The following is a 17,639-nucleotide window of genomic DNA, read 5'->3' on the forward strand; positions in this document are numbered from 1 at the left end:
ACGCCCCAATTGACGCCTTATCGGAAAGAAACGGGCTTTCTGCGGGGAGTTGCGCACATGCGGAGATCGGTTGCGCACGGACGGTCGTCATCGGACCCGGCTGCGCAGGGTCGTGAGCACATACGCGCACAGCAGCGCGGCCAAGGCCAACGCCAGGGCCCCTCCCACGGGTTGGCCGACCACCCGGCCCGCCGCGGTCAGGTAGCGTTCCCCGCCGAAGGGCCACTGCAACAGGAACACCTCGCGCGCGCGGACCGAAAATCCTGCCGCGGTTCGAACGGACGCACCCTCCATCGCTTTCTGCACGAGGGGTACACCGACCACGGGCACGGCGAGGACCGCGGCGAGCCCGGCCGTGGTGGACCGGAAGACACCTGCCGCCAGGACGCCGGCCCAGGCACAGCCGACGACGAGTGCGACCCAGCTCGCGCTCAGCGCCGGCCAGTCCGCGGGAACCTTGGCGAACTCCCGTCCGTGAACGAGGTAGAGCACTTCGGCGTCGCAGCCCACGGTGAGGAAGGCCATCATCAGCGCGGTGAGCGCGGTGACGAGGAGCTTCGCGGTCAGCAGGCCCAGCCTGCGGGGCACCGTGCCGCGGTCCGCGGCCAGGGCGGGGTGGCGGAACTCGTCGCCGAAGGCGAGCGCGCCGACCAGGCCGGCACCGAGGGCCGCCGGGGGCAGCGGCAGTTGCGCGGGCCAGGCGGCCAGCAGTCGGGGGTGGGGGGTGTGGCCGATGCGGGCCAGCAGGAGGGCGGTGGCGGCGGAGACGATCAGTACGGCGGCCGTGGTGAGGAAACCGGTGCTGATGCCGGAGGCACGGCGCACCTCGTAGCGCAGGGGGCGCAGGGGGCTGGGGGCGGGGCGGACGGAGATGGGGGGTGGGAGGGCGGGCAGGGAGGCGAGGGGCCGGGACGGAGCGGGGCGGTCCGGCCCGCCGGCCGAGGGGCGGGTGACTCGGGTGGGCACGGCGTCCACCGGCGACGGGGAGCCGTCGGCGGCGGGAGCCGCGGGCTCGGCGGAGGTGGCCGGGGCCTGGGCGGAGACGGTCGGCGGCTCGGCGGCGGGGACAGCGAGTTCGGCGGAGGCGACCGGGGCCTGGGTACGGGCGACGACGGTCGGCGGTGTTCCGGTGGCGCGTGGTGGCGCTTCGCCGGTGGGCGAGGGGGGCGTTGCGTCGATGGACGAAGACGGCGCTTCTTCTTGCGTGGGCGAAGGTGGCGCTTCGCCGGTGGCGGCTGTGGGCCGGGCCTGGCCGGTGGGCGTGGGCGTGGGTGACGCTTCGCCCGCGCTTGCGGCCCGCGCCTCGTCGGCCAGGGGTGACTGCCCGTTTCGGGAGGCGGGCGGCGTCTCGCCGGGGACGGCGGACGGCGCGTTGCCGGTGACAGCCGCCGGTACCCCGTCGGGGACGGTGGACGGCGCCTCGCCGGTGACAGCCGCCGGTGCCCCGTCGGTGGCCGGCCGAGGCCCGGTGGCGGATGCCCGGGCTCCGGTGGGGACGGGGACGGGGCCTGCGTCAGGAGTGCCGGGAGTCGCGGCCTCGGCGGCCGGCGCGGAGGGCCCGCTCCGGGCCTTCCTGCGGGGCGCGCGCGTGCCGCGGGCGGTGGTCCGGCTCACCGGCTGGTGCGGCACCGGTGAAGGCCGCCGCCCGCCGTCCGAGGCGCGGGCCGGGCCGACGGCCGGGGCCGGCTCGACCTCGCCCAGTGGACGGTCGCCCTCCCGCACCTCCGGGCGCTCCTCCGCGGCACCTGGCCCCATGTCGCCGATCTCGTCCGCGAGTTGGTGTACGAGGATGCCGTGCCGGAACGCCGTCTCGCCCACGTCGGCGCACGTACTGCCGTACACGGAGAGACGGTTGCCGCCTTCCTGCACGACCTCGACGGAACGCCGCCCGGTGCGCGCCTCCTTGGCGAGCAGGGCGGCGAGGCGGGCGGCATGGGGGCTGCGGACGGCGACGCGGGGGCGCAGCCGGGTGCGGGCGAAGTCGCGGGCCTCCTGGTCGGCCACGAGTCTGCCCTGATCCAGGGTGACGACCCGGTCCGCGATGCGCGTCGCCTCCTTGGAGTCCGCCGTGGTCGACAGCACCGTGCCGCCCTGGGCGGCGTGTGCGCGCAGCATGCCGTGCAGCCACCGGCTCTCGCGCTCGGAGAGTCCCTCGGCGGGGTCGTCGAGCACGAGCGTGTGGGGGTCGGCGAGAAGGGCGCAGGCCAGGCCGAGCCGGCGGTCCATGCCGCGGGAGAGCGTGCCGAGACGCTCCTCGCGCAGGCTGACGAGACCGACCACCTCGAGGACTTCGTCGGCCCGGCGGGCCGGGACGCCCGCGGCCGCGCACAGCATGCGCAGATGGCCGCGGACCGTACGGGCGGGATGCCCCGGCACATCCCCCAGGAGCACGCCGACCTCGCGCGACGGATGGGCGATGCGGTGCAGGGGGCGCCCTCTGAAGTAGGTGACACCACGGCCCTGTTGGAGTTCGAGCATGAGCCTCAGCGCCGTGGTCTTGCCCGCGCCCGGCGCACCGAGCAGCACGGTGACGCGACCGGCCCGCGCCTCGAAGGAGACGTCGTCGAGGGCGGGCGGAAGCTCGTTGCGGGGATTGCTGGTCAGTCCGAAGGCCTGGATCACCCGTAGCAAGGTAGCGCAGTATGTCCCATTTTCTGGTATTGCGCGCCTTTATGTGCAATTAGTGGTGAATAGTCGTCACACCTCGGGGCGTAGCATCGGCGGGTTGAGCAGGGTCGCACCGCCGGCCCGGAAGAGCTGGGCGGGGCGGCCGCCCTGCCGTGTGGTGGTGCCGCCCGTCGGGACCAGGAAACCGGGGGTGCCCGTCACCTTGCGGTGGAAGTTGCGCGGGTCCAGCGCCACGCCCCACACCGCTTCGTAGACGCGCCGCAGCTCACCGACGGTGAACTCGGTGGGACAGAACGCGGTCGCCAGCGACGAGTACTCGATCTTGGAGCGGGCGCGTTCCACACCGTCCGCCAGGATCTGGGCGTGGTCGAAGGCCAGTGGTGCGGCCGGTTCACCCTCACGGCCGTACCCGCCCGGTTCCAGCAGTTCCTCGACCGGTGCCCAGCGCGCGTTGCTGGCGTCGCCGCCGGCTCGGGGGGCGGGCAGGTCCGGGGCGAGCGCCAGGTGGGCGACACTGACGACACGCATCCGGGGATCGCGCTCGGGGTCGCCGTAGGTGGCGAGCTGTTCCAGGTGGGCGCCGTAGTCCTGGGCGGGGGCGGAAGGGTCGTGGGCGTGCAGTCCGGTCTCCTCCGCCAGTTCGCGCGCCGCGGCCTGGGAGAGGTTCTCGTCGGCCCGTACGAAGCCGCCCGGCAGGGCCCACCGGCCCTGGTACGGCGGCTCGCCCCGGCGCACCGCCAGCGCACACAAGGCATGGCGGCGCACGGTCAGCACGACCAGGTCCACGGTGACGGCGAAGGGTGGAAAGGCTGACGGGTCGTAGGGCATGCGGTGATCATAGTCGTCTCCCTGACGATAAACACCTCCTTCGCCGGCCGCTTCGGTGGCTGATCGACTCCGTTTCGGCACGGCTGCCGGTGTCCGGTCCCGGCTGCTGCCGAAGTCGAGCGTCATTCCAGGTCACACCCCTAATTGCAGTCCGTCGGCCGCTTCCTCGACCAGGGCGAGTCCGAGCCTGCTGACCCGGACGGAGAACGGAGCGTCCGCGACCCGCAGCCCTGTCAGTGCGATCTCCCCGAGGGGTGCGCTGCGCATGGGACGCAGGGTGACGGTCCCCGACGGCGCGTCGGGGCGGATGCCCACCACCGTGGTCAGCATCAGGATCCCGGCGGCGGCCGCGGTGGCCGCCGGACGGCACGCGGCCGGGTGGGGCAGCGGCACACTTCCCTCGGTGCGCTGCTCCCCCGCGTACATCTCGGGGAGACGGTGACCGAAGGCCTCGGCCGCGGCCAGGACGCCCCGCAGCAGGGAGCCCGCCTCCTTCTCGTAGCCCGCGGCGGTCAGGCCCGCGACGGCGACCGCCGTCTCGTGCACCCGCACGGCGCCGCTGCGGTGACCGAACGGGTTGTGGCCCGTCTCCCTCGCGCCCAGTCCACGCAGCCCCCAGCCCGAGTCCATGACCGGGCTGCCGAGGAGCCGGGCGAGCTGCTCGGTCCGCACCTTGTCCAGCAGCCCGGGAGCGTGCTCGCCGCCGCCCAGCAGCCCGGTGTCGAGCAGATGAGCGGCGGTCGCGCCCAGGTACGGCACCGGGCGCCCGTCCGGCGTGCGGGCGGCGGCGGGCCGGCCGCCGCCCGGGTCGTCGATCCAGAAGTCCCGCCGGAACGCCGCCCGCAGCGCCCCCGCCCAGTCCCGTAGCCCGCCCCCGCCCGTTCCGCCGCAGGCATCGAGGAGGTCGGCGCCGAGCAGCGCCGCGCGGTGGGCGTGGGCCTGCGTCTCGCAGCGGACGGGGCCGCCGGGCCGGGGGTCGGGCAGGTAGGTTCCCTCCCCCACGGCGTCCCGTAGCCAGGTGAGGCAGCGTTCGGCCGTCGGCAGCAGTTCCTCCGTCTCCCGGTCGGGCAGTCCCCAGCGGCGGGCCTCCGCGAGGAGCACCGGGAACAGCAGGGTGGCCTCGGTGGCCGTGCAGCCCGGCGGCAGGTGCGGCCCCGCGTCGCGCCGGGGGCCGGGGATCAGGCCCGCTCTCGGTCCCCGGCCGGTGATCTGGGTGCGGGCGAGGGTGCGGAGCGTGCCCGCGGCGAGCCGGGTACCGAGGGGCAGCGCCATACGGGCCGCGGCGAGCGCCTCGGCTGGGGCGAGCCCGCAGCGCCACGGTGCTCCCGCCGCCAGGTGTGTGTCCACGGGATGTGCGGGGTCGCGCACCAGCAGGGCCCGTAGGTCCTCGACGCTCGTGCTCAGCAGTACGGGGACACGCGGGTCGTCCGCCGTCGCCCGCGCGGCGGCCAGTGGATTCGTCGCGGCGCGGGCCACGGCTCTGACCGGCCCCGCGCCGTCCAGGCGGACCCGCAGCTCCACGGTGACGCTGCCGCCGGGCGGCAGGTCGAACTCCCACCGAAGGAGCCCCGCAGAGGCGAGCGCGTCGGCGGGCGGCGGGGCGGCGGTGACGGACGACGTCCCGCCGGCGCCGGTCCAGCGCAGGCCGGAGTCATGGACGCTGGCCGGCAGGTCGGGGCCGACGGCGCCGGCCGCGATCGCCCGGAGGTCGGCGAGGTCCGTGCCGAGGGCGACCTCGACCGGCAGGCGCAGCGTACGCGTGGCGGCACTGCGCAGGGTGATCCGCTCCGTCCCGTCCGCGGTGCGGGTCCGTTCGACCACGATGTCCGGGTCCGGGCCCCCGTGCGGGGTGGCCCTCAGGGTGCCGACGAAGCGGGCCCGGTCGGCCGAGGTCATCCGTGCCTGCACCCCGAGCGGTTCGCGTCCCGCCACCCGCACCTGGCAGCGGGCCAGGATGCGCCGCCCCGACCGGTAGTACCCCTCCAGGCCGTGTCCGGTCAGCTGCCCCCGCTCGGTGGAGACTGCGAGTCCGGGCAGGGCGACACAGATCATCGCCGTGTGTGTGGCGGGCAGGTCGGTGGAGCGGCGCTGCGCCGAGGCGGCCGGTGGCACGGCACCCCGGGGCGCGGCGGGGGCGGGCGGACGTGCCGTGCCGGGCGGCGGGAGGGGCCCGTCCGTGAACGGCGGTTCGGCGCCCGGAGCGCGGAGGGACGCGTACCTGTCGGAGGCGGGACGTTCGTCGACGGCGGAGGGCGGAGTCGGCTGATGCATACGGTGGCTTCTTCTGCTCTCTGTGCGCCTCGGGCATGGTCGGCGCCGGTGGAAGGCTCCGGCACGAAGGGTGCGCTGTGGCGGCACGCCCCGTGCGGGCGCTCCGCCACTCAGGTGAACGGGGTGGGGCTCCCCCAGGTCACGCCCGGAGGCGGAGGCCACCACCGAATGGCGGCGCAGGCGGGTCGGCGGCCCGGCGTCGGGCGGTCGGCGGTGGGCGGTCGCGTCGGGCGGTCGGCGGTCGGCGGTCGGCGGTCGGTGCGCAGGTCGCAGGTCGGTTCTTCGGCGGGGCGGCCGTAGAGGGACGGGAACGGGTCACCGGGCGGTGGGGCGCCGGCCGGCCGCGGCGGGACGGGTGCTGGACGGCCGCTTGGTGTCGTATGCCCGACGGCCACCGACGGTCGCCTGCAGGACGACCACTCGACCGTCAGGCGCCGGACGGCAGCTCGGTCATGTGCCGAACGGTCACTTGTCGGTCAGGCGCCGGACGGCAGCTCGGTCATGTGCCGAACGGTCACTTGTCGGTCGGGCGCCGGACGGCCGGCGCCCGAGCGTCGGCTTCGCTCGGCGCCGTACCGACAGAGCCTCACCCCACCTCCTTCGTCTCACCCCCGTCGGCCTGCACGCCCTCCGTGCAGGTGGGGCGAGGCCGGCCGGAGGCTTGGCCCGCGTCCCGGGAACGGGAGCGGAACTCGCCTCGTGCGGGCGCGGCGGGGCCGGTGCCACGGGCCGGTGTACGGGGGCGGACCGTGTCGGCTCGCGGCTGGGGACGTTGCCCTGCCTCCGCCCGCGGGTGGCCGCCGGTGGCCCCCGAGGGACGCGTACGGCGACGGCGACGGCCCGTCGCCGTTCCGCTCGTCGCCGGAACGGTCGCCGCCGGCTCGGCCACCGGTGCGGTCACGTGCGGCGGGTCGGATGCGGCGGCATCGCCTGCCACACCGGAAACGTCAGGGCCACCGGCCTCGCCGTCCACACGGCCGCCACAGCCCCCGTCGGCCCCGTCCCCGCCCATGTCCTCGGTCGGACGGCCGGCCGTTTCGGTCGTGTTCCTGCCGCGCCCCGCGCGTTCGGAGCGCAGGCAGCGCCGGACCGACTCCGGGTCAAGGCCCTCGTTGCAGGCCTGGTGCAGGAGGCGGGCGAAGAGGTAATCGGGGTCCGCGCCCAGGGCCATGGCCAGTGCCTCCCTGGCTTCCAACTCGTCACCGCTGGACCAGGCGACCCACCCCGCGAGCGTGAGCGGCGCCGCCGCGTGTTCTGCGTAGGACCCGACGCAACGGCGTGCGAGCGCGCGCCACAGCCGTAGAGCGGGTGCCGCCTCGTCCCCCTCCATCCACTCGGCCGCGCGGTCGCGCGTCACACGGTCCTGGAGGCCGAGAATGAGCGTCGCCGCCTCGTCCGGGGCCAGCAGAGCGTCGTCCCGGTGGTCCGCCACGAGGGCCCCGGTCACGGGCGGCGCCTCGGCGAGGCGCCGCATGACGCGGGCGGCCAGCGCGATCGTCTCCTCCCCCACGGCCGCGCGGCTGCCGTCGTCGAGGATCCGGGGGACCAGCCCCCTGCCGGCGGTGTCGAGCGCGGCCTCCTGCTCCAGCGCCGCACCGTTCTCCAGAGGGAGCAGACGGGCCCTCAGCTCGCGTAGCGTGCCACGGACCTGGATCCCGGCGTAGGTGGCCGCCGCGGCCATGACGGAAGTGCCGGGCAGGCCCATCGGCACCCCCTCGACGGGGCAGCAGCCCTGACCCGCGCAGCAGTAGGACCAGAAGCGGCCCTCGGAGAGGCACAGGGCCTCGATGACGGGAATGTCCAGCCGGCCGCACTCGATGCGGAGTTGTTGGGCCAGTGGCCGGAGCCGCTCCATGACCTGGCGGCCCGTCCCGCCCTTTGCCGGTTCCTGGCAGAGGTAGGCGACCATCTGGGCGGGGCGGGCACCCCTGCGTTCGCTGCCCGTCACCAGTCCCTGCGCCAACTGCCGTGCCACGGCGCCCCAGTCGTCCGGGTTCGTGGGGATGCCGAGCCGGGCTCGCCCTCCGAACCGCCCCCGACCGCCCCGGTCGTGCAGGGCGACCAGGACGATGCTGTCCTCGGGCCGGTATCCGAGCAGGTAGGGCAGGGCGTCGGCGAGTTCCGCCGGGGTGCGCAGGGTCACCTGGTGTGCGGGACCCGGGTCGTACGACGGCTGCCGCCCTTCGTGCGGGGCTCGCCCGTCGTGCGGCTGCGGCTCGGCGCGCAGCGGTCGCTCGGCATGCAACGGTCGCTGGGCGTCAGCCGGATGGCCGTCGTACGCCGACTGCCCGTCGCACGGAAGAGGGCCGTCGTACCCGACCTGCTCGCCGTGCGTATGTCCGCCATGTCGGTCAGAGCCGATGATGTCGCCGTTCTCGGAGGATCCCGTGGTTTCGCTGTGGTTCGTCATGCGACGACGATCTCGCGGATCGTCATCCTCCGCTTCACCCTGTGGATAACTCCGATCAGGGACACGTCACCCCGGTGGATCGTCCGTCGTGGCGGCCTCAGCCCTCGGACGTCCTTGGGTGGTGCTCTGGCAGCAGGCCTCTCACCCGCCACCGGCCGCCCGCCACCCGCCACCCGCCACCCGCCGGAGGACAGCGCATTGACTCCCTACAACACCCCGCCGCGGACGCGGGCCGCCGGTCCGGCATCGTGGCGTGAGGGGGCGCTCAGCCCGCCGCGGCAAGAACCAGGGGAAGAACCTGTTCGCTGCCCGCCCGGCGCAGCAGACGGGCGGCGACCGCGAGGGTCCAGCCGGAGTCGGTGTAGTCGTCCACGAGCAGGACGGGGCCCGGGGAGCGGGCCAGGGCACCGGCCAGGTCCTCGGGAACGGCGAAGGCACCGGACAGTGCCCTCAGGCGTTGGGCGGAGTTGCTGCGGCGTGCCGCGTGCGCGCCACCCGGCCCGGTGTACGCCAGCGTGCCCAGCAGCGGGATGCGGCCGACGGACGCGATGCCCTGGGCGAGCGAGCCGACCAGGTGCGGGCGGGCCAGGGACGGCACGGCGACGACTCCGACCGGCCGGGCGGAGGCGTCCGGAACGTCCGGCGCCCAGCCACCGGGAGAGCGCGCCCAGTCGGCGAGGACCGCCACCGCGGCCCGTAGGACGTCGTCGGGGACGGGTCCGTCGGGGGCGTTCTCGGCCAGCAGCGGACGCAACCGGTTGCCCCAGCCGATGTCCGAGAGCCGCCCCAGGGCACGCCCGGTGGAACACTGCTCCGTGGCCGGGATGCGCCCCTTGAGGTCGATGCCCAGCGCGGGCATTCCCGTCGGCCACATCCGGCGCGGCTCGACCTCCACCCCCGGGCGGTCCAGCTCCTTCGCCGCCCCGGTCAGCGTCTCCGCCGATACCGATGGGTCGGCCCAGGATCCCGCACAGTTGTCACAGCGGCCGCACGGAGTCGCCCCCTCGTCGTCCAGCTGCCGGCGCAGGAACTCCATCCGGCACCCGTCCGTGCTCACGTAATCGCGCATGGCCTGCTGCTCGGCCGCGCGCTGCCGGGCGACCCAGGCATACCGGTCGGCGTCGTAGACCCACCGCTCACCGGTGGAGATCCAGCCGCCCTTCACCCGCTTGACCGCGCCGTCGACGTCCAGCACCTTCAGCATCGTCTCCAGCCGGCTGCGCCGCAGGTCCACCGACGCCTCCAGGGCCGGCACGGACAGCGGCCGTCCCGCCCCCGCGAGGGCCGACAGGGTCTGCCGGACCTGCGTCTCGGGAGGGAAGGCGGTGTCGGCGAAGTAGCGCCAGATGGCCTCGTCCTCCTTGCCCGGCAGCAGCAGCACATCGGCATGGGCCACACCGCGGCCCGCACGCCCCACCTGCTGGTAGTAGGCGATCGGCGAGGAGGGCGAGCCGAGATGGACCACGAAGCCCAGGTCCGGCTTGTCGAAGCCCATGCCCAGGGCCGACGTGGCGACGAGCGCCTTGACCCGGTTCTCCAACAGGTCGGCCTCGGCCTGCAGCCGGTCGGCGTTCTCCGTGCGCCCCGTGTAGGAGGCCACGCGGAAGCCGCGCTGCCGCAGGAACGCGGTGGTCTCCTCCGCCGCCGCCACCGTCAGCGCGTAGATGATGCCGGAGCCCGGCAGCTCGTCCAGGTGCTCGGCGAGCCAGGCCATCCGGTGTGCGGCATCCGGCAGCCGGACCACGCCCAGTCTCAGGCTTTCCCGGTCGAGCGGACCGCGCAGCACCAGCGCCTCGCCGGCACCGGTACCCAGCTGCTCGGCCACGTCCGCCGTGACCCGCGCGTTGGCCGTCGCCGTCGTGGCCAGCACCGGCACGCCGGGCGCGAGCTCGGCGAGCATCGCACGCAGCCGCCGGTAGTCCGGCCGGAAGTCGTGTCCCCAGTCGGAGATGCAGTGCGCCTCGTCGACCACCAGCAGACCGGTCGTGGCCGCGAGCTTGGGCAGCATCTGCTCGCGGAAGTCCACGGAGTTGAGACGTTCCGGACTCACCAGGAGGACATCGGTCTGGCCGCGCTCGACCTCCTCGTGGATGGTGTCCCACTCCTCCGGATTGGCCGAGTTGATGGTGCGCGCCCGGATACCGGCCCGCGCCGCCGACTCGACCTGGTTGCGCATCAGCGCCAGCAGGGGCGAGACGATCACCGTGGGGCCGGAGCCACGCCGGCGCAGCAGAGCGGTGGCGACGAAGTACACCGCCGACTTGCCCCAGCCGGTGCGCTGCACCACCAGCGCTCTCCGGCGCTCCCGCACCAGGGCCGCCACCGCCTGCCACTGGTCCTCCCGCAGCCGAGCGGAACCCGCCGGGTCACCGACGAGTTCGGCGAGGATGGTGTCGGCTTCGGTGCGCAGCTCCAGGTCGTCCATGCCTCCATGCAACCCGATGGCACTGACAATCGGCCACCTCACGCCGAGTGACACCCGGCTCACGAAGGGTCTATCGGCTTGCACCGATCGACCTGCGGCATGCGGGGCACGCCGTCGAACCGCTTCGGCATGCTGACGCGATGCCGGTACCCTCCTCGCTTTGGATGCGGAGCCTCGCGGCTGTGCTCCTGGTCTGCACGCCGGTGCTGACCTGCGGCTTCCCCGTTCGTGAGGTGGTCCGCTACAGCACTGGGCAGGAGGCGCGCACCGTCGAGGAGGTGTCGTGCGACCGGAACACGGGAGCCCGACTGCCTAACCTCCCGGGTCCTCCCGGACGGCCGTCGCGGCAGCGGGGAGGTCGGCAGGGCTCCACTTCGACGCCGGCGAAGAGGACGACCATGCGATGCTCACGGTGTTCGCCGGGAAGGGACTGGGCGGCGTGGAACCACGGCCGGCTGCGGTGGTCCGCCGCCCGGCAGCTCACTCTCGTCACACCCGCCGCCGTCCTGGTCGTGGGGCTGCTGGGGCGGAAGTGGCTCCCAGGCTTTCACCTCGCCGGACGACCGCCGGATGCTTTTGACCAGGGGGCGCGCCAGGGACCAGGTGCCACGTCCGACGGCGAATGCTCGACGACGCGACGTCTCCGCGTGCCGACGGCGCGGCACCGGGGAACACCACCACGACGGTGGGTGAACCGGGCGTGTACGGCGAGCGGACGCGTCATGGCACCACCAGTGGGTAGGGATATAAGACCCGCACCGCCATATAACGGTCGGTGGCCCCAATTGCTCGTTGCCGCATCCCAGTTCGACAGGAAGAATTGAGTTCCGCTCCCCCCGCATGGCTCGCCCGTGGTCCGGTAGGGCCTTGCCGTGGTGTGCGCTCCCCCCGAAACCGACCCGCCCGCAGTGTGGGCCGTAGCCGAAGGGAGGCTCGTGACCCTCGGATTTGCTCCGTCCTCGGCGGCATCGTTGTCGACGTCCACGTCCGCCGCCTCCGCCAACCGCTTGCTCGAGCCTGCCGAGTGGGCCGCGGCCGGCATTCCGCTGCTGCGCAGTCCGCGGGAGGTCGTCAGCGGACTGCACGCACGCCATCGGCCCAGACCGTCCACCGCCGTGGTGGCCGTGCTGGATCCCGAGGAGCGGCTGCTGGCCAGCGCCTCCTTCACCCGGCGTCAGGCGTCCGCCGACGGCTGGATGTTCCGCAACGCACTGCTCGCACAGTTGCGCCGGGTCATCCCGCACGACTTGCGGCGCCGTACACCGGTGCGCACCGCCGTGCTGCTCTACTGCCGCGACGGCGACGCACGCTGGACGGAGGAGGACGGCGCCTGGATGTGGGGGCTGCGCGACGCCTGCACCCTGCACGGGTTGCGCTGCGGGGCGTACATCACGCTGACGGGCGACGGTTGGCAGGTCCTGGGTGAGGGTCGGGGAGGCCGCCGCCCCAACGCGGATTCGCCTCCGGAGCCCTTCGGTCTGTCGCAGGCCCCTCCTCCGCTGCCCCGCACCGGCGGCGCCGCTTCTGAGGTCCTGCGCCGCGCGGCCGCCCGCTGAGGGCCTTCGGCCGGACACGGAGAGCCGCGGCGGACACCGCCTGTCCCTTCGAGCCCCCGTCGAGCCCCTTCGAGGGGTGAGGAGCTCGGGCCGACCGCCCGACGTGCCGCCGCGGAAGCGGACACCGCCCGCGGCGGCACGTACGAGGGTTTCCTCGGGGGCACCGCCCGGCACGCCTGTCCGACGCGCCGTCGGCGCGCGCGTCCCGGGAGTATGCCAGGGCGCGTGCGCCGGGACGCACGTCATGCGCGCGCGAGGCCTACCGTGGAGGTGTCGCGGCCGCGACACCTCCGCCGGTCCGGTGCCGTCCCGGATGACCGGGACCGGCTCAGACGCCCGCGCCCAGCACCGCGTTGATCTGCTGCGGGTCGCCGCAGACGATCAGCAGGGCGCCGGCTCGCTTGTGGGCCAACGGCAGAGCGGTGGCAGCCGTGGTTTCGGAACCGCCGTTGACGGCGACCACGACCACGGGACGCACACCTGCCCGGTCCACGACGGCGGCGTCCGCGTAGAAGACGTCGTCCCCCGCCTCGTGCTGAGCCCAGTAGGACGCCTCACCGAAGGACAGTTCGTGGGCGGCCCAGGGGTGCTGCTCGCCGGTGGTGATCACCAGCACCTCCCCCGGGGCGCGACCCGCGTCCAGGAGCAGGTCCACGGCCTCCTCGGCCGCATCCAGCGCACCCTCGGCCGAGGCCGGGATCAACTGGAGCTGGGGAGCCGCGGAGGCGGCCGCGGAGGGGACAGGGGCAGCCGGGGCCGGGGGCCCGGGCTTGGCGGCGACGTCACGCGGTGCGCGTTGCACCGGCGGCGTGGGCCGCTGGGGTCCGGGACGACCGGGACGCGACGGAGCCGCGGGACGGGGACCGGGTACGGGTCGAGGGGTCGGCGCGGTGCGGCCGCTGGCCGGAGTGGCGCGGGGACCCTGGGCACTCTCGTGAATCTGAGGCTCCTCGGGAATGAGAGGCATGAGCTGTTATTTATCAAACGTTGGTGCGGCTCGCGCCAGCGGGTGGCACATACGTGCGAGCAGAATCGTCAGAAGTCGAAGCCGAGCTGACCCTCGATCTCCGGAACGCTTCCGTCCGCCCAGCTACGGGCCCTCTTGAGATGCCGCCACTGGGGCAGCGCATCAAGATACGCCCACGACAACCGGTGGTACGGGGTGGGGCCCCGCTCCTCCAGTGCGGCCTTGTGCACGGGCGACGGATACCCGGCGTTGTCCGCGAATCCGAAGTCTGCATGGTCGATACCCAGTTCGGCCATCATTTTGTCGCGCTGAACCTTGGCGATCACCGAAGCCGCCGCGACCGCCACACACGACCGGTCGCCCTTGATCACCGTGCGCACCTTCCAGGGGGCACCGAGGTAGTCGTGCTTCCCATCGAGGATCACCGCATCAGGGCGGACCGGAAGGGCGTCCAGGGCGCGTACGGCGGCGAGCCGGAGCGCGGCCGTCATCCCCAGGTCGTCGATCTCCTCGTGGGAGGCGTGACCCAGGGCGTACGAGGTCACCCATTTCTCCAGTTCCGCGGCGAGCGCGGTGCGGCGCTTGACGGAGAGGAGCTTGGAGTCGGTGAGCCCCAAGGGGGGCCGGCGCAGTCCGGTGACCGCCGCGCAGACGGTGACGGGACCGGCCCAGGCACCTCGGCCCACCTCGTCGACCCCGGCAATGACCTTCGCTCCGGTCGTGGCGCGAAGGGAGCGCTCGACGGTATGAGTAGGCGGTTCGTACGGCATGGCGCCCTTAGGGTACGCCGCCCGGATCCCCTCGCGACACCCAGGTTTCCCTGTGCGACTCCCCCGCCCGCGGCGACGGCGCCCGGACCCCCCTCACCCCGCGTCGGGTCGCAGGAGCGGCAGCATGAACTGGTCGACCATCTCCTCCAGATCCCGATCATTCCATTCACTGGTGCACATCTTTGATCGGTACATCATCATGGCCGGCATGGCGTCCAGGACATAACCGTTCACCGCTCCGGGCCGCACCTCACCCCGTTTGATTCCGCGGCTGAGAATCTCGCGCAAGGCCTTGACCGTCGGCTCCACCACTCCTTCCACGATCAGCGCATGGAAGCGTTCCACCTGCGATGGATCGCATTCGTGAATGATCGACCGCACCGCCAGACCCGGTCTGGACAGCATCGCGTCACGCGCCGCCCGGCACAGCGCGATCAGATCCTCGCGCACACCCCCCAGGTCGGGTACGGCATCCAGCCGGGGCAGCCCGGCACGCAGAGCGTCCGCGACCAGGTCCTCCCTGGAGGGCCACCGGCGGTACACGGCCGCCTTGCCGGTCTGCGCCCCGGACGCGACCCCCTCCATCGTGAGGCCGTTCCAGCCGACGGTGCCCAGTTGCTCCAGGGCGGCATCGAGGATCGCACGTTCGAGTACGGCGCCGCGCCGGCGCGAGGAGGCCGCCTGAGCGGGGGCGGCGGTCCAGCGCGAAGTAACCATCTGAGTGTCTCCAGCGAGCAGAGGGAGGAAGGGGAGAGGGGACGGAAGGGGATCGCGGGGAGGGCGGCGCCATACGGCAGTGACGAGGGGCAGGCCGGGAGACCACCCCTCAAGTGAACGCTTGCGTTCACTACTGGGGACTCACTACCGTTGGCGTGACAGTGAACGCCAGCGTTCACTAATGCCTTTGTGGGGGACCCATAATGACGACCTCTCAGTTAATCGATGACCAGAAGCCAAGTGCGGGTGCGGCCCGCCGGCAGGGACACCCGGGCATCGCGCTCACCGTCATCGCCGCGTGCCAACTCATGGTGGTACTCGACGCGACGATTGTGAACATCGCGCTCCCGCACATTCAAGACGCGCTCAGTTTCAGCACCACCGACCTCACCTGGGTGGTCAGCGCGTACACGCTCACCTTCGGCGGCCTGCTGCTGCTCGGCGCCCGAGCCGGTGACATCCTCGGCCGCCGCCGGGTCTTCCTGACCGGCATCCTGCTCTTCACGTTCGCCTCGCTCCTGGGAGGGGTGGCCCAGGAACCCTGGCAGTTGCTGGCCGCCCGCGCCCTGCAGGGCATCGGCGGTGCCATCGCCTCGCCCACCTCGCTGGCGCTCATCACCACCACTTTCCCGGAGGGCCCCGAACGGAACCGGGCCTTCGGCGTCTTCGCCGCCGTGTCCGCGGGCGGCGGCGCCATCGGGCTGCTCGCCGGCGGCATGCTCACCGAGTGGCTCGACTGGCGCTGGGTGCTGTTCGTCAACGTGCCGATCGGCGTCCTCATCGCCGTACTCACCCCGCTGTACATCAGCGAGTCCGAACGTCACCCCGGCCGCTTCGACATCGCGGGCGCGCTGACCTCGACGGTTGGCATGGCCTCCCTGGTCTATGCCTTCATCCGCGCGGCGGAGGAAGGGTGGGACGACAACCTGACCCTCGGGGCCTTCGGTCTCGCCCTGGTCCTGCTGGTCGCCTTCGTCTTCACGGAGATGCGGGCGACGGATCCGATCACGCCGCTGAGGATGTTCGCCGACCGCAACCGCTCCGGCACGTACGTGATCATGCTGAGCCTCGCCGCGGCTATGTTCGGCATGTTCTTCTACATCGTCCTCTTCGTGCAGAACGTGCTGGGCTACAGCCCGATCAAGGCAGGGCTCGCCTTCCTCCCGGTGACGCTCGCGATAGCCGTCGGCGCGGGCCTGTCGCAGCGGTTCCTGCCCGTCCTGGGGCCCAAGCCGTTCATGCTCGGTGGCTCCGCCCTCGTGGTGATCGGCCTCACCTGGCAGACGTTCATCAGCCCCGACAGCTCGTACACGGGCGGAGTGCTCGGACCGATGGTGACCTTTGGGTTCGGCATGGGGTTGAACTTCGTGACGGCGACGGTCACAGCGGTGTCGGGTGTCGCCCAGCACGACGCGGGTGCCGCGTCCGGCCTGCTCAATGCGACGCAGCAGGTGGGCGGTTCGCTGGGGCTGGCCATTCTGACGACCGTCTTCGGCTCGGCGAGCAAGGACGAGGCGGAGCGGCAACTGCCGGACTTCCTCGCGCACGGTTCGGCGGAGCAGAAGGCCGAATTCGCCACCCAGCACCAGCTTCCCGCCCCCTGGGGACACGAGGTCCTCGCACAGGGCATCTCGACGGCCTTCGTACCGGCCGCCGCGATGGCCGCACTCGCCCTGGTGACGGCCTGGCTGGTGATCCGGGTCCGCAAGAGCGACCTGGAGGCCCTGTCCGGCACGGCGGGACCCATGGCCGGCTGACGACACACAGGGCTCACGGGCCGGCCGCGGGCCGTCGCCGACGCACGTCAGGACGAGCGTCGTGCGCACGCGTTCGGGGCCGGTCGCTCCACCTACCCCAACGGTCGGCGGAACCGCGCCTCGCCCCGTCAAGCATGACAACCCCCGGGCCCTCTCCGACCCCACCGACCACGCCAATCCCACCGACCAGAGCCCGATCGCAACCAGCGCAATCGGCACCACCACCAGCACGAACCCCATGCCCCACCCCCGACGCTCCAACTGTCTGCACGCCTTTGGACGCCCGCTTCTGCGCACAGACCTCGCAGAGCGAACACCCGAGGAACGCACGCGCGGTCACGCTGAGTTCCCGTCAGGCACAGAGAGTTTCTACCGAAAGGTCCGGCGGCGCCTCAGCAAGCCTTCACGCAGCCGTCGGCACCCATGCCGGGAACGCCTCGACCTGCTCCGCCCAGGACCTCGGAGGTGCCCCGGCCTTCCCCGATGCCAGCACGCCGCCCACAATGGCGCAGGTCGTGTCCACATCCCCACCGACCTGGGCCGTCGTCCAGAACGCCCCCTCGAAGTCGCCCAGCGAGCGAGCGGCGGACCAGAGGGCGAAGGGCACGGTGTCATGCGCCGTCGTACGCCGTCCGCACCCCAGCACGGCTGCGACGGTGGTGGAGTCGCCGTAGTCGAGCATGTCCCGGGCCCGGCGCAGGCCGGCCCCGACGGCGCTCTTCGGGACGAGGGCGATGACGCCGTCCAGGAGTGTCTCGGGGCTGGGCGGCCCGTCGGGCGAGCCGGCCAGCGCGGCGGCCGCGGCGACTGCCATGGCCCCGACCACGGCCTCCCGGTGCTGGTGCGTGGGATAGGCGGAGATCTCCGCCTGGTGGGTCGCCTGCTCGGGGTCGTCGGCGTACCAGGCGCCCAGGGGGGCGATGCGCATGGCGGCGCCGTTGCCCCAGGACCCCTGCCCGTCGAACAGTGCGGCCGACAGTTCGCGCCAGTCGCCGCCCTCCCGGACCAGCCTCAGCAGCCGGTTGACCGCCGGGCCGTAGCCGCGGTCGAAGTCGTGGTGCTCCGCGAAGGAGTGGGCCAGGGCGTCCTGGTCGATGCGGTGGTGGGCGGCCAGGACTGCGACGACGGAGCAGGCCATCTCCGTGTCGTCCGTCCACTGCCAGGGACCCGACGGCAGCTCGCGGCGCTTCAGCAGCGGGTAGTTCGCCGGCACGAAGAACTGTGAGCCCAGCGCGTCTCCCACCGCGAGTCCGCGCAGGCCGGCAAGGGCACGCTCCAGGCGCCCTTCGGGAGAGGAGTCAGCCGTCATC

General features: G+C 73.2%; 11 protein-coding genes. 2 read left to right on the forward strand and 9 right to left on the reverse strand.

The window, feature by feature from the left end:
• Positions 1-87 precede the first annotated feature (87 nt).
• The 5 genes from ACFV9M_RS19520 to ACFV9M_RS19540 all read right to left on the reverse strand — a co-directional run bounded on the left by ACFV9M_RS19520 (position 88) and on the right by ACFV9M_RS19540 (position 10,562).
• Positions 88-2,622 (reverse strand): ATP-binding cassette domain-containing protein, encoded by a 2,535-nt coding sequence (locus tag ACFV9M_RS19520; protein ID WP_385064682.1) that lies wholly within the window; start codon positions 2,620-2,622, stop codon positions 88-90.
• A gap of 75 nt (positions 2,623-2,697) precedes the next feature.
• A complete protein-coding gene (locus ACFV9M_RS19525; protein ID WP_385064679.1) occupies positions 2,698-3,456 on the reverse strand; it encodes an NUDIX domain-containing protein in 759 nt (252 codons plus the stop codon).
• Between the two features lie 132 nt (positions 3,457-3,588).
• The gene (locus ACFV9M_RS19530; protein WP_385064776.1) at positions 3,589-5,508 is read right to left on the reverse strand and encodes a glycogen debranching N-terminal domain-containing protein; all 1,920 of its coding nucleotides are present in this window, start codon (positions 5,506-5,508) and stop codon (positions 3,589-3,591) included.
• A gap of 805 nt (positions 5,509-6,313) precedes the next feature.
• On the reverse strand, positions 6,314-8,137 hold the full coding sequence (locus ACFV9M_RS19535; RefSeq protein ID WP_385064677.1) for a DUF4192 family protein: 1,824 nt from the start codon (positions 8,135-8,137) through the stop codon (positions 6,314-6,316).
• Between the two features lie 265 nt (positions 8,138-8,402).
• A complete protein-coding gene (locus ACFV9M_RS19540) occupies positions 8,403-10,562 on the reverse strand; it encodes a RecQ family ATP-dependent DNA helicase (protein WP_385064675.1) in 2,160 nt (719 codons plus the stop codon).
• Between the two features lie 935 nt (positions 10,563-11,497).
• Between ACFV9M_RS19540 and ACFV9M_RS19545 the strand changes: the two genes are divergently transcribed.
• Positions 11,498-12,118, forward strand: coding sequence for a hypothetical protein (locus ACFV9M_RS19545; protein ID WP_385064673.1), 621 nt, complete (start codon positions 11,498-11,500; stop codon positions 12,116-12,118).
• A 328-nt stretch (positions 12,119-12,446) separates the two neighbouring features.
• Here the strand turns inward: ACFV9M_RS19545 and ACFV9M_RS19550 are convergent, their stop codons facing one another.
• The 3 genes from ACFV9M_RS19550 to ACFV9M_RS19560 form a co-directional block, all read right to left on the reverse strand.
• A complete protein-coding gene (locus tag ACFV9M_RS19550) occupies positions 12,447-13,085 on the reverse strand; it encodes a hypothetical protein (protein ID WP_385064670.1) in 639 nt (212 codons plus the stop codon).
• Between the two features lie 68 nt (positions 13,086-13,153).
• Positions 13,154-13,855 (reverse strand): ribonuclease HII, encoded by a 702-nt coding sequence (locus tag ACFV9M_RS19555; RefSeq protein WP_385064667.1) that lies wholly within the window; start codon positions 13,853-13,855, stop codon positions 13,154-13,156.
• Between the two features lie 93 nt (positions 13,856-13,948).
• Positions 13,949-14,572 carry a TetR/AcrR family transcriptional regulator gene (locus tag ACFV9M_RS19560; RefSeq protein WP_385064664.1) on the reverse strand — a complete coding sequence of 208 codons (624 nt, stop codon included), beginning with the start codon at positions 14,570-14,572 and terminating at the stop codon, positions 13,949-13,951.
• Positions 14,573-14,775: 203 nt separating this feature from the next.
• On the opposite strand from ACFV9M_RS19560, the gene ACFV9M_RS19565 reads away from it, so the two are divergent.
• The gene (locus tag ACFV9M_RS19565) at positions 14,776-16,329 is read left to right on the forward strand and encodes an MFS transporter (RefSeq protein WP_385064662.1); all 1,554 of its coding nucleotides are present in this window, start codon (positions 14,776-14,778) and stop codon (positions 16,327-16,329) included.
• Between the two features lie 403 nt (positions 16,330-16,732).
• Here the strand turns inward: ACFV9M_RS19565 and ACFV9M_RS19570 are convergent, their stop codons facing one another.
• On the reverse strand, positions 16,733-17,638 hold the full coding sequence (locus ACFV9M_RS19570) for an ADP-ribosylglycohydrolase family protein (RefSeq protein ID WP_385064659.1): 906 nt from the start codon (positions 17,636-17,638) through the stop codon (positions 16,733-16,735).
• Position 17,639: the final 1 nt, after the last annotated feature.

The organism is Streptomyces sp. NPDC059895, assembly GCF_042731035.1.
Taxonomy (GTDB): Bacteria; Actinomycetota; Actinomycetes; order Streptomycetales; family Streptomycetaceae; genus Streptomyces.

Excerpts from the sequence above, each read along its gene's own strand:
- ACFV9M_RS19530 (WP_385064776.1), bottom strand. The coding sequence starts at position 5,508 with ATGATCTGTGTCGCCCTGCCCGGACTCGCAGTCTCCACCGAGCGGGGG.
- ACFV9M_RS19570 (WP_385064659.1), bottom strand. The coding sequence starts at position 17,638 with ATGACGGCTGACTCCTCTCCCGAAGGGCGCCTGGAGCGTGCCCTTGCC.
- ACFV9M_RS19550 (WP_385064670.1), bottom strand. The coding sequence starts at position 13,085 with ATGCCTCTCATTCCCGAGGAGCCTCAGATTCACGAGAGTGCCCAGGGT.
- ACFV9M_RS19540 (WP_385064675.1), bottom strand. The coding sequence starts at position 10,562 with ATGGACGACCTGGAGCTGCGCACCGAAGCCGACACCATCCTCGCCGAA.
- ACFV9M_RS19560 (WP_385064664.1), bottom strand. The coding sequence starts at position 14,572 with ATGGTTACTTCGCGCTGGACCGCCGCCCCCGCTCAGGCGGCCTCCTCG.
- ACFV9M_RS19535 (WP_385064677.1), bottom strand. The coding sequence starts at position 8,137 with ATGACGAACCACAGCGAAACCACGGGATCCTCCGAGAACGGCGACATC.
- ACFV9M_RS19565 (WP_385064662.1), top strand. The coding sequence starts at position 14,776 with ATGACGACCTCTCAGTTAATCGATGACCAGAAGCCAAGTGCGGGTGCG.
- ACFV9M_RS19525 (WP_385064679.1), bottom strand. The coding sequence starts at position 3,456 with ATGCCCTACGACCCGTCAGCCTTTCCACCCTTCGCCGTCACCGTGGAC.
- ACFV9M_RS19555 (WP_385064667.1), bottom strand. The coding sequence starts at position 13,855 with ATGCCGTACGAACCGCCTACTCATACCGTCGAGCGCTCCCTTCGCGCC.